Genomic DNA, 11271 nt, shown 5'->3' on the forward strand with positions numbered 1-11271 from the left:
CGTCCTACCGGTCCTCGCGCTGGTACGCCGCGCCGCCCCCGGAAGCCCGGGGGCGACGCGGTCGAGCGTCAGGGCGTGGCGCAGGTGACGGTCGGGGGCGGGGTCGGGGCGCTGGAGGCGAGGAAGCCGAAGGTGGTGGACGCTCCGGGCGCCAGTGCGCCGTTCCAGGCCGCGCTGTGGACGGTGGCGGTGCCGTTGGGGTTGGTCGTCACGGTGCCGTTCCAGGCCTGGGTGACGACGGTGCCGCTGAGGGTGGCCGTCCAGCTCGTCAGTGCCGTTGCCGCCGCCGTGACGGTGACCGACGCCTGGTAGCCGCCCTGCCAGGAATTGGTGATGGTCACGGCCGCGGTGCAGGCCGGGGTGCCGCCGGTTCCGCCCGTGCCTCCGGCGGACGTGCCGGTTGACGTGCCGGTCGACGTACCGGTGGACGTGCCGGTCGAAGTACCGGTGGACGTACCCGCCGACGTACCCGCCGACGTACCGGTTGACGTACCCGCCGACGTACCGGTTGACGTGCCCGACGACGTACCGCCCGAACCCGGGGTCAGGAGGGCTGCCAGGGGCGGGTACCAGCGGGCGGCCATCTTCGCGATGCCCGCGTCATTCGGGTGCACCCCGTCACCCGTGTCCGTCGCGTCGTTGAAGCCCGTCCACTGGTCGACCACGGTGACCGGGGACTGGGCCGTGCTCACGGACTGCGCCCAGGCAGGGATCTGCTGGTTGAAGTCGATCACGCGCTGCGCGCACTCCGCGCAGGTCGGCGGGTTCATCGGCAGGATCTGGGCGACCAGCACCTTCATGGCCGGGTTGCTCGTCCGCATCTGGCCGACCATCTTCGTGAAGGCGGCCAGGATCTGGGCCGGGGCGATGTTGCTCCAGACGTCGTTCGTACCGAGGTGCATCAGCACGATGTCGGGCGACGTCGCCGACAGCCAGGCGGGCAGCTGGTTCTGGCTGGCGATGTTGGTGGCCAGGATGCCGCCGTGGCCCTCGTTGTCGCCGTCGTACGCGACCCCGCAGCCCTGCGGCGGGAGGGTGCCCACGAAGTCGATGTTCGTATAGCCCGCGTTCTGGAGCTGGTTCCAGAGCAGGGCCCGCCAGCAGCCGGGCGAGCCGGTGATCGAGTCGCCGAGCGGCATGATGCGTACGGGGGCGGTCGCGGCCGGGGCTGGAGCCGCGGCGGGAGCCGAATTCGGCGCCGCCGACGCGGATCGCGCGCCGCCTAGGGCCACGACGGCGCCGACCGCCAGCAGCAGCAGGGCGAGCAGTAATCTCGACGCCCGCAGTGCGGGACGGGCGAGGGGTGTTTCGCGGGACATGGCCGGGTCCTTCCGGGTGGGGGGAGCGCCCTATGGGAGCGCTCCCATAGACGTACCGACGGCACCACCCGCACGTCAAGACGCGCACCGCACTAGGGTCGGCCGAACACACCCCTGCACACCCCGAAACGTACGGAGGCGCGATGCGCGCGACGACCAACGGCACCGCGCTGCTGCGGCTGCGGAAGGTGAGCCGTACGTACGGCCAGCGCCGCGCCCTGCACCCGCTCGACCTGGACCTCGAAGCCGGCCGGTGCGTCGCCCTCTACGGGCAGAACGGCTCGGGCAAGTCCACGCTGCTCCGGATAGCCGGCGGCCGGGACGCCCCCACCAGCGGCGACGCGCTCTTCGCCGGGCGCCCGGTGAGCGAGGACGACCCGGAGGTGCGGGCCAGGGTCGCGGTCGTCGGCGACACCGTCGCCTGCTACCCGGACCTGACCGTCCGCGAGCACCTGGAGCTGGTCACCGTCGCGCACGCCGTTGACGACGCCGACGCCTGGATCGACCAGGTGCTCGCCGACCGCCGGCTGTCCGACCACGCGCGCGCCCTGCCGGGTTCGCTCTCCTCCGGCCAGCTCCAGTCGCTGCTGCTGGCGGCGGCCCTCGTACGACCCCGGGACCTGCTCATCCTCGACGAGCCCGAGCAGCGCCTCGACCCGGCCGCCAGGCGCCGCCTCGCCGACCTGCTCGTCGCGGAGAAGACGGACGGCGTCGCGGTCCTGCTGGCCACCCACCAGCCCGACCTGGCGGAGGCGGTCGCCGACCGGATGATCGCGCTGGACGATGGCCAGGTCATCGCGGACGGGGCGCCCGCGGCGGTGCTGCGCGAGCTGGGTGTACGCGGATGACGGACGGCCGGCGGCCCGCACCGCGCACCCCGCGCACCCCGCTCCCGGGCACCCCCGCGCCCGGCCCGGGCGCCGCACCGGAAGACGCCGACCTCACAGGCGGGGCAAGCCCGTCCGCCCCGGAAGACGCCGGGCGTACGGACCCGGCGGGCACGTCCGGCGGTGACGGCACGTCCGACGCCGAGCCGGGCGGCACCCGGGAGGACGCCGACCACGCGGGCGGGGCAAGCCCGTCCGCTCCGGGCGACCCCGCCCGTACGGTCCCGGCGGGCACGTCCGGCGGTGACGGCACGTCCGACGCCGAGCCGGGCGGCACCCGGGAGGACGCCGACCACGCGGGCGGGGCAAGCCCGTCCGCTCCGGGCGACCCCGCCCGTACGGACCCGGCGTCCGACCCCGGCGCCCCGGCCGCCCACGACGGCGGCCCCGACCACGGCACCCCGGCCGACCCGGCCGGCTCGGCCGACCCGGACGACCCGGACGACGAAGACGACGCCCCCTGGTCCGAGGAGGACGACGACCGTACCGACGAGACCCTCGCCTGGCTGCGCCGCAAGCGCCGCGCGCACCAGCGGGCGAAAGGCCGGGAGCTGGCCGTCCTCGTCTACACCGTCCTGATCGCCGTCGCCGGCTACGGCAGCAGCTTCGCCGTCAGCTTCCTGCGCGGCCTGGAGAACGGTTCCGGTTACGCCGACGCCGCCCGCGACCTGCGGGTCGCGATGCCCGCGCTCTTCGCGCTGCTCACCGTCGGCGTCGCCGTACTGGCCGCGCGGGACGCGCTGTGGCGCGGGCCCGTGGTCGTGCCGGGGCCGGCCGTGGGGTGGCTGCTGGCGCAGCCGGTGCGGCGGGCGAGGGTGCTGCGGCCGTGGTTCCGGTTGTCGGCCTGGCTCGCGCTGGTCCCCGGGGTACTGGCCGGGGTCGGCGGCGCCGCCGTCCTGCGGGTGACGGGGCTCGCCCCGCTCGGCAAGGCCCTGCTCGCCGCGCTCCCCGCGGCCCTGTGCCTGCCACTGCTGGCCGTCGCGCTCGGCATGGCGGTGGAGCGGCGGCCCGCGCTCGCCCGTGCCGTACGGCGCTGGACCGCCCCCGCCGTGCTGCTGCTGGCCGCACTCGTCGCCCAGACAGTCCTGGCCGTCAACGGCCACCGCTCCCCCGCCGTCGAGCAGGCCGAGCTGTGGAGCGGCCCGTGGGGCTGGGCCGGCCAGCCGGTGGTGCGGGCGATCGGCGGGAGCGCGTCCGCGTGGCCCGCCGCCGTCGCCCTCCTCGTGGCGGCCACCGCTGCGTCCGTGCTCGCGGCGCACCGCGACGCGGCCCTCGTCCCCACCGCCCGGCTGCGCGAGCGCGCGGCGACGGCCACGACCGTCTCGTCCGTGGCCTGGTCGCTCGAACTGCGGGCCGCCAAGCTGGCGATCATGGACGCGGGCGGCGGCACGCCGGTCCGTACGGTACGGCTGCGGGCGCCGCGCGGCCGTTACGGGCGGCACCTGGTCGTCGCCTGGCGCGACCTGCTGACGCTGCTGCGTACGCCCGGCCGGCTCGGCAAGGCGGCGCTGTGGACGGCGTCCGGCGCCGCCGTCGCGGGTCTGGGCGCGGACCTCGGCGGTGAGCGGCGCTGGGTCGGGCTCGTCCTGGGCCTGCTCTTCGGCTACCTCGCCGTCGGCGCGCTGGCCGAACCCGCCCGGCTGGAGACGGACGACGTGCGGCGGGCCGCCTGGTCGCCGTACCGGTTCCGTACGCTGATGCTGCACCACGGCATCGTGCCCGCGCTGTCCGGGGCGCTGCTCGGCCTGCTCGCCGCCGTACCGTACGCGGTCGCGGGCCACGCCTGGACCCTCGTCCTCCTCCCCCTGTGCGCGCTGCCTTTCACCGGCGCGGCGCTCGTCTCCGCCAGCCGCGGCCCGGCCCGTACCCAGCTCCTCTTCCTGGGCGGCGGCTCCCCGCTCGGCGGCCCGGGTCCTTTGATCTACGTCGCCTGGTACGCGGCCGGCCCGCTGCTCGCGATCACCGCCCTGACGATCGCCCTCGGCCCGGTCCTGCGCACCGCCACGGCCTCGTCCGTGGCCCAGGCGGCGGTGGCCGCGAGCCTCCTGACGGCGCTGCTGCTCCTGCTGACCACCCGTATGTCCGACCGCCTGGTCCGCCACTGACCGGGCGGCCCGCAGCCCCTCCCCCGACCCGCCGGTACGCCCGGCCTACCGGGCCAATCCACAGGAGCCACCGCCGAGATGATCTCCCTGCGTGAAGTGCGTGACACCGACCTGCCGGTCTTCTGGGACCACCTGTCGGACCCGGCGGCGCAGCACATGGCCGCCGTCACCAGGGGCTACCACTACGACCGGAGCCGGTTCGACACCCACTGGGCCCGGATCATGGCCGACCCCGACATCCTGATGCGTACGGTGCTCGCCGACGACGAGGTGGTCGGCCATGTCGCGATGTACGGGCCGCCGGACGAACGCGAGGTCACGTACTGGATAGCCAGGGCGCACTGGGGCCGCGGCATCGCCACGGCGGCCCTCACCTCGCTGATCGGCCTCGTCACCACCCGCCCGCTGTACGCCCACGCGGTGGCCGACAACGCGGGCTCGATCCGCGTCCTGCGGAAGTGCGGCTTCGAGATCACCGCCCACGACAAGGTCTTCGCCGAGGCCCGCGCGACCGAGATCCCCGAGGTGCTCCTCACCCTGGCGTGAGCCCCGCGCCCCCTCGCGCGGCCGGCCGTCCCGGTACGTCCTGCCACGTCCCGCCGCCGCGACGTCGGCGGCAGCCCCGTCGGTCAGGCCGCCCGGGGCGGCTCCTCCATATGTACTAAGGCAGGTTGATAAGCTAGCTTTAGCATATGAACGATGAAGTGAACACCGACAGGATCGCCGCGGCCCTGTTCGGGAGCGTCAGCCTGCTGGTGCGGCGGATCCGCCAGGTCCCGACCGGGGGCGGGCTCACCATGCCCGAGCGGCAGGCACTGTCGCAGCTGGACCGCGGCGGCCCCGCCACCTCCTCGGAGCTGGCCCGGCAGGCGCAGATCACCGCGCAGGCGATGGGGACCACCCTCGGCGCCCTGCAAGCGCGCGGCCTGGTCGGACGGCGTCAGGACCCGGAGGACGGCAGGCGGGTGATCCTGACCGTGACCGACGCCGGCCGGCAGGAGCTGAGCGACAAGCGCAACGCCAGGACAGAACTGCTCTCCCGGGTCCTCACCGGCACGTTCACCCCCGCCGAGCTGGAACAGCTCGCGGCGGCGGCACCGCTGCTGGAGCGGCTGGCCCAGAAGATCTGACGGGCACGGACGACCGAGGAAGTGACCACGGATGACCGTTCCCGCGGTGACGCACGCCGCAAAGCGCCCGGCCGACGACCGCTACAAGTGGACGGCGCTGACCAACACCACCGCCGCCGTCTTCATGTCCGCGCTGGACGGCTCCATCGTGCTGATCGCGCTGCCGGCGATCTTCCGGGGCGTGCACCTGGACCCGCTGGCCCCGGGCAACATCGCCTACCTGCTGTGGATGATCATGGGGTACCGCCTGGTGCAGGCCGTCCTGGTGGTCACCGTGGGCCGGCTGGGCGACATGTTCGGGCGGGTGCGGATCTACAACGCGGGCTTCGCGGTCTTCACCTTCGCCTCGGTCCTGCTGTCCTTCGACCCCTTCGACGGCGGCCACGGAGCGATGTGGCTGATCGGCTGGCGGGTGCTGCAGGCCGTCGGCGGTTCGATGCTGATGGCGAACTCGGCCGCGATCCTGACCGACGCCTTCCCCAAGGAGCAGCGCGGTTTCGCCCTGGGCATCAACCAGGTCGCGGCGCTGGGCGGGATGTTCATCGGCCTGGTCGCCGGCGGGCTGCTGTCCGCGTGGGACTGGCGGGCGGTGTTCTGGGTGAACGTGCCCGTCGGCGTCTTCTTCACCGTCTGGGCCTACCGCACCCTGCGTGAGACCGGGCAGCGCGTCGGCGGCCGGATCGACTGGTGGGGCAACATCACCTTCGCGGTGGGCCTGAGCGCGGTCCTGATCGCGGTCACCTTCGGCCTCCAGCCCTACGGCGGACACACCATGGGCTGGACCAACCCGCTGGTCCTCGGCATGGTCGGCGGCGGCCTCACGCTGCTCGCGGCGTTCGTGGTCATCGAGAACCGGGCCACCGCCCCGATGATCCAGCTCAGCCTGTTCCGGCTGCGTGCCTTCACCTTCGGCAACCTGGCGGGCCTGTGCATCTCGATCGGCCGTGGCGGGATGCAGTTCGTGCTGATCATCTGGTTGCAGGGCATCTGGCTGCCGCTGCACGGCTACGACTACGCCGCCACGCCCCTGTGGGCCGGCATCTTCATGCTGCCGCTCACCGCCGGATTCCTCGCCGCGGGACCCGTCTCCGGGTACCTGTCCGACCGGATCGGCTCCCGGGGCCTGGCCACCGGCGGCGCGCTGCTCTTCGGCGCCAGCTTCCTCGGCCTGATGCTGCTGCCGATCGACTTCAGCTACTGGGTCTTCGCGGTGCTCATCGCGCTCAACGGGATCGCCAGCGGGATGTTCGCCTCCCCCAACTCCTCCTCGATCATGGGCAGCGTCCCCGCCCACCTGCGCGGGGTCGCCTCCGGCATGCGCGCCACCTTCCAGAACTCCGGCACCGCGGTGTCGATCGGGGTGTTCTTCTCGCTCATGATCGCCGGGCTGGCCGGCAGCCTCCCGCACATCCTCACCAGCGGACTCCAGCAGCAGGGCGTGCCGGCCCAGGTCGCCGGCCAGGTCGGCGGCCTGCCCCCGGTCTCGTCCCTGTTCGCCGCGCAGCTGGGCGTCAACCCGGTCCAGCACCTGCTCCAGCCCAGCGGCGTACTGGCCCGGCTGACGGCGGAGCAGCGGCAGGCGCTGACCGGACGCGAGTTCTTCCCGAACCTGATCTCCGGGCCGTTCCACTCCGGCCTGGTCGTCGTGTTCGCCTTCGGCGCCGTCCTCGCCGTTCTGGCCGCCATCGCCTCCGCGCTGCGCGGCAGCGGTTCCGCTCCGCGGCGGCGCGAGGACAGCGCCGGCTGACACCCCCACCTCCCCCTCGGCCTCCAGGGAAACAGCACCATGGCACTGACAACGATCGACCCGACGTCCGCGCTGGTCGTGATCGACCTGCAAAAGGGGATCGTCCCGGCGCGGAAGGACGTTCCAGCCGCTGCCGACGCGCCCGCCTCTGCCGACGCTTCCGCCGCTTCCGCCGCTCCGGTCGTGCGGCACGCGGCGCGGCTGGCGACCGCCTTCCGCCGACGCGGCCTGCCGGTGGTGCTGGTCAACGTGACCGGGCGGGCACCAGGGCGTACGGACGCCGGGCGGTCCGGCGGCGGAGGCGGTGCCGCGTTCCCGCCCGGGTGGGCCGACCTCGTCGACGAACTCGACGTGCAGCCGACCGATCACCTGATCACCAAGCGGCGGCGCAGCGCCTTCCACGACACCGGGCTCGACACGCTCCTGCGCGACCTGGGCGTCACGCAGGTCGTCCTCGCCGGCATCTCGACCAGCAGCGGCGTCGAGTCGACGGCGCGGGCGGCCTACGACCACGGCTACCACGTCGTCCTGGCGACCGACGCCATGTACGACCCCGACACCGAGGCGCACCGCAACAGCGTCGAGCGCATCTTTCCCAAGACCGGCGAGACCGCCACAACGGCCGAGATCACCGACCTGGTCGAGGGAGCGCGATGAGCCCGCTGGGCCGGCTTCTGCGCAACCGCAGGGCGGGCGAGGTTGACGCGGCATGGAACCTGCCGCAGTTGCGGGGTCCCGACCTGCTCACGGTGACGAGCGACCACTTCGCCGAGAGCGGCACACTGCCGCTGGAGCACTGCGCCAAGCCTGTCGGGGGCCGGAACCTGTCCCCGCACCTTGCCTGGAGCCCGCCGCCGGCCGGCACCGCGCAACTGCTGCTGGTGGTCGAGGACACAGGAGGACGAAGTCCGGGTCGTGCGCGCGCAGTGTCTTCAGCAGGCCAGGCAGGTGCACGAGTGCGACCAGCGCACGGCGGTGCGGCGGTGCGGCGGTGCGGCGGTGCGGCGGTGCGGCGGTGCGGCGGGAGTTTGCAGCGCCGGTCACCCTCGCGGGTGACGATGAGCATGGTGACCCACTCGACCAACGCATGGGGCAGGTCGAGTGCGGCAGGATACGGAACCAACAGCGCTCCTGTGCTGCTGAGTCGAGACGTCGAACACCTCCCTCAACAGCACGGGAGCTCTGTCCGTTTCGCACCCCAACCTCACACCGTCCCCTCATCCGATCGGTGGTCCCACTGAAAACGCTCACTCAGTCCGGCGAACGGGGCTATCCACGAGGGCTCCGACGCCGTGATCACACCAGACACAGCATGACCATCTCACCCGCGACCAGTAGCTACGGGACAATGCTTAACCAGAAGTAGTCTGGCCGCCTTACTCGAAAGAAATGCCAACAAAAGGCTCCCTCTGGAAGCCGATATCGGAACCTAGTCGACTTCGATTGTCCAGCAGCCAGAATCCCTTGATGGCGTTGAGCGTGGCACCCAGGCGGAGCGATCAGCTCCTGGATTCCAATCGCGCACTTTCCCCCCATAGTAGATCCAGAGAGCCCAGTAGTACTCATCCTCGTGGAGGATCACCTCGTTCTCCGACGAAAGATCCTGGCCTCGCCAGTGGTCATTGATTCTGGCCACAGCTTCAGCGCGTGCAAGCGAGAACTGCGAGACCATCTCATCAGCAATGGCTTCAAGGAGCTCCAGACTCTCACCCGAAGTTGCCATCAAGAAGTCGCTCATCATTCATCAGCCTCACTGAAGTGCAGCGTCGAGCATCGGCCCCGTATCGCCGTAGAACACTACCTGATTACCGAACCACACAGGAGCTGCCCCACGTCGGAACGGCCCTGGATTGCCCAGCATTGGCCCTTCAACCATGCCATACGGCGGCACCTCTGTGCCATTACCTGACCGGAACGATCGGACGAAACCGGCTAGATCCGGACTGTCGGCGGCAAATGAGCGAGAACCGAGCGCGCCCAGCTGATCAGTCGGGACGCGGAAGTGCAATACCACTCCGTCACTACCAAAGCGCCGAGCAGCCCAGTCTGCCGCCTGCGCATGGCTGCGCGTGGTGTAGAAGCCATTCCCGAAGTTCATCGGGCGGGGGCCAAATGACGGGTCGACCCCACTGGCCCGGATGCTCGCCGCACCGGCTGAATTGGTTGCGTGATAAAGGTCTGTATGACCCCCACACGCATTGTGTACCAAGATCGGCGTCTCGCCCGCCAGCACATAGTACGTGTGCTACGCAGACCCTCCCTATCTGCGTTTTCGCAGATCAGCGGCGGTTTCGGGTTCCGCTGGTGTCCGTGGCTGTGCCCTGGAGTCCGTGCTTGTTGCCGTCAGCGCTGCCGTCAGGGGTGTAGACCGCTGGTCGGCCTACGGCAGGAGTGTCAGCGCGGGGACGTGCACGGGCTTGACGACGCTGAAGTGCCGTCGGTCGAGGGTGGCTACCCGGTCCACGCCGAAGCGTTCGGCCACCGCGATGACCGAGGCGTCGACCCCGCCGAGCGGGAAGTCGGCGTACTGGAGGACCAGCTCACCCATGCGCGTCAGGTCGGTGGGAGTGAGGTGGACCAGCTCGAATGTTCCCCGTGCGACCTCGGCGAGGAACGCCGCTTCGACCTGGGGCCAGCGCTCCAGCAGCCAGCAGACCTCGGTCATGACCGGGCTGGGCAGCAGACGGCGGCCGGTCAGCGAGGTCAGCAGGGAGGCGCACTCCGGGTGACGCCGGTCGGCCGCGTTGAACGCCGCAGCCAGGGGGCCGGTGTCCAGAACCGTGGCGATCACGCCGAGTCGCCGAAGCGCTCGCGCATCCGCTCGCGGATGTAGTCGTCGTGCCGTTCAGCCAGATCCTCCGGGCCGTTCACGCTGCCGATCAGGGCCAGCAGCCCGGCCGGGACCGACTCCTCGTCCTCGTTCGCGTCGACTGCCGGCAGTGACTGGGCGACCTGGGACAGTTCCTCATCCTGGGTGACGAGCAGGCGCAGGCGTCGCACCTGGGTCGGGGTGAGCCGGTCCACCAGGTGGTGCATGTCCTCGTAGTCGTATGCAGCGGTCACGCCAGCAGTGTAGGACGGCCCTGCGGTCTCGGACAGCTGGATCGGCAGAGGTTCACCCCCGCCGGCGTGCGGGCAAGCGCCCGAGAATTGCCAGGACCTTGGTCGTTGTCCCCGCGTGCGTCCCGTTCTGGCACTTCCCCCGGCGGCCCGTTCGCCGGGGAGGGCAGTCCTCAGGCGTCGGGGCGGTGCTGGTGCCCCCGCCAGTGCGGCAGCGCGGAGGCCGGGTGGGGTGGGGTCCGCCGAAAGGGTGGGCCCCTGGGGGTATCGCTCCCCGCTGGAGGCGGTGCCGGCCACCGCCCTCGGTGAGCCTGCGCGACGCACGTGAAGGGTCGGCCCCCTGGCTGGCCCTCGCCTGCGATCCGGCCGTAAGACGGTCGTAGGCGACAACTTGCTCTGCCAGGAGCCCTACTCCGGTCAGCCCGACAAGCTGGCTGGTCGCCGCTCCCGCAGTCCTGGGTCATGCCCCGGCTGCCGGTGCGGCTCGCCGCCTGCGGCGCCGCTGACCTTCCGAGCGAACGGCGGACTTGTCGGCGACGGCGGCCAGCTCCGGCGGGCGGGGGCCGCCTTGAACCTCGTAGAGAAAATCTGGACGCACACCCTCGGCCCGGGGCCCGAGCTGTCCAGGGACCGAGTGGTCAGCGGCCACGCCCGCTGCCGCCCGCCTCCAGGGCTTCGACGCGGGCGCACAGGGCGGTGAGCTGTTCGAGCGCCTCGGCCAGTGCCAACTCCAGCGCCTCGACGCGCGCCGCCGTCCCGCCCACGGGCGCGATCCCCATCTCCGAGTCACCGGCATCGGCGTCGGGGTGGGCGACGAAGGCTCCCTTGCCAGGGCGGGAGATCGCGTAGCCGTCCTGCTTCAGCAGGGCCATGGCCTTCTGCACGGACAGGCTGGAGGCCCCGAACTCCGCCATCAACACGGCCTGCGTCGGCAGCGCGTCCCCGGGCTTCAGCTCCCCGGAGCGGATCCGCTCCCGCAGGGCCTCGGCGATGAGCTCGAACGTCAGCAACACCGTGCCGCCA

At 72.0% G+C, this 11271-nt stretch carries 12 protein-coding genes and 1 pseudogene; 6 read left to right on the top strand and 7 right to left on the bottom strand.

Going from position 1 to position 11271, the window contains the following annotated elements; genetic code table 11:
- Positions 1–68: 68 nt before the first annotated feature.
- Positions 69–1319: a GDSL-type esterase/lipase family protein gene (locus OHA86_RS14445; protein WP_329175587.1), complete on the bottom strand. Its 1251-nt coding sequence runs from the start codon at positions 1317–1319 to the stop codon at positions 69–71.
- 143 nt (positions 1320–1462) lie between these two features.
- Between OHA86_RS14445 and OHA86_RS14450 the strand changes: the two genes are divergently transcribed.
- The 6 genes from OHA86_RS14450 to OHA86_RS14475 all read left to right on the top strand — a co-directional run bounded on the left by OHA86_RS14450 (position 1463) and on the right by OHA86_RS14475 (position 7845).
- Positions 1463–2167: an ABC transporter ATP-binding protein gene (locus OHA86_RS14450; RefSeq protein WP_329175589.1), complete on the top strand. Its 705-nt coding sequence runs from the start codon at positions 1463–1465 to the stop codon at positions 2165–2167.
- Entirely contained in the window at positions 2164–4311 is a 2148-nt protein-coding gene (locus OHA86_RS14455) for a hypothetical protein (protein WP_329175590.1), read from the top strand. Before OHA86_RS14450 ends, OHA86_RS14455 begins: the two co-directional genes overlap by 4 nt.
- A 78-nt stretch (positions 4312–4389) precedes the next feature.
- Complete coding sequence (locus OHA86_RS14460; RefSeq protein WP_329175592.1) at positions 4390–4857, top strand: GNAT family N-acetyltransferase; 468 nt, start codon at positions 4390–4392, stop codon at positions 4855–4857.
- A gap of 146 nt (positions 4858–5003) precedes the next feature.
- Entirely contained in the window at positions 5004–5441 is a 438-nt protein-coding gene (locus OHA86_RS14465) for a MarR family winged helix-turn-helix transcriptional regulator (RefSeq protein ID WP_329175594.1), read from the top strand.
- Between the two features lie 46 nt (positions 5442–5487).
- A complete protein-coding gene (locus OHA86_RS14470) occupies positions 5488–7188 on the top strand; it encodes an MFS transporter (RefSeq protein ID WP_443071726.1) in 1701 nt (566 codons plus the stop codon).
- Between the two features lie 39 nt (positions 7189–7227).
- On the top strand, positions 7228–7845 hold the full coding sequence (locus tag OHA86_RS14475; protein WP_329175595.1) for an isochorismatase family protein: 618 nt from the start codon (positions 7228–7230) through the stop codon (positions 7843–7845).
- Between the two features lie 237 nt (positions 7846–8082).
- Here OHA86_RS14475 and OHA86_RS36055 read toward each other — a convergent pair.
- From OHA86_RS36055 to OHA86_RS14500, 6 genes and pseudogenes are all read right to left on the bottom strand, one after another.
- Positions 8083–8311, bottom strand: a pseudogene (locus tag OHA86_RS36055) (IS5/IS1182 family transposase); the annotation flags it as partial.
- A gap of 306 nt (positions 8312–8617) precedes the next feature.
- The gene (locus OHA86_RS14485) at positions 8618–8929 is read right to left on the bottom strand and encodes a hypothetical protein (RefSeq protein WP_329175596.1); all 312 of its coding nucleotides are present in this window, start codon (positions 8927–8929) and stop codon (positions 8618–8620) included.
- Between the two features lie 9 nt (positions 8930–8938).
- Entirely contained in the window at positions 8939–9421 is a 483-nt protein-coding gene (locus OHA86_RS36060; protein ID WP_443071727.1) for a DUF3990 domain-containing protein, read from the bottom strand.
- A 147-nt stretch (positions 9422–9568) separates the two neighbouring features.
- Positions 9569–9979 (bottom strand): type II toxin-antitoxin system VapC family toxin, encoded by a 411-nt coding sequence (locus OHA86_RS14490; protein WP_329175597.1) that lies wholly within the window; start codon positions 9977–9979, stop codon positions 9569–9571.
- On the bottom strand, positions 9976–10251 hold the full coding sequence (locus tag OHA86_RS14495; RefSeq protein WP_329175598.1) for a hypothetical protein: 276 nt from the start codon (positions 10249–10251) through the stop codon (positions 9976–9978). Before OHA86_RS14495 ends, OHA86_RS14490 begins: the two co-directional genes overlap by 4 nt.
- A 635-nt stretch (positions 10252–10886) precedes the next feature.
- Positions 10887–11261: a winged helix-turn-helix domain-containing protein gene (locus tag OHA86_RS14500; protein ID WP_329175600.1), complete on the bottom strand. Its 375-nt coding sequence runs from the start codon at positions 11259–11261 to the stop codon at positions 10887–10889.
- Between the last annotated feature and the right edge of the window lie 10 nt (positions 11262–11271).

Source organism: Streptomyces sp. NBC_01477, assembly GCF_036227245.1.
In the GTDB taxonomy this organism is placed as follows: Bacteria; Actinomycetota; Actinomycetes; order Streptomycetales; family Streptomycetaceae; genus Actinacidiphila.

Excerpts from the sequence above, each read along its gene's own strand:
- OHA86_RS14445 (WP_329175587.1), bottom strand. The coding sequence starts at position 1,319 with ATGTCCCGCGAAACACCCCTCGCCCGTCCCGCACTGCGGGCGTCGAGA.
- OHA86_RS14450 (WP_329175589.1), top strand. The coding sequence starts at position 1,463 with ATGCGCGCGACGACCAACGGCACCGCGCTGCTGCGGCTGCGGAAGGTG.
- OHA86_RS14455 (WP_329175590.1), top strand. The coding sequence starts at position 2,164 with ATGACGGACGGCCGGCGGCCCGCACCGCGCACCCCGCGCACCCCGCTC.
- OHA86_RS14460 (WP_329175592.1), top strand. The coding sequence starts at position 4,390 with ATGATCTCCCTGCGTGAAGTGCGTGACACCGACCTGCCGGTCTTCTGG.
- OHA86_RS14465 (WP_329175594.1), top strand. The coding sequence starts at position 5,004 with ATGAACGATGAAGTGAACACCGACAGGATCGCCGCGGCCCTGTTCGGG.
- OHA86_RS14475 (WP_329175595.1), top strand. The coding sequence starts at position 7,228 with ATGGCACTGACAACGATCGACCCGACGTCCGCGCTGGTCGTGATCGAC.
- OHA86_RS14485 (WP_329175596.1), bottom strand. The coding sequence starts at position 8,929 with ATGATGAGCGACTTCTTGATGGCAACTTCGGGTGAGAGTCTGGAGCTC.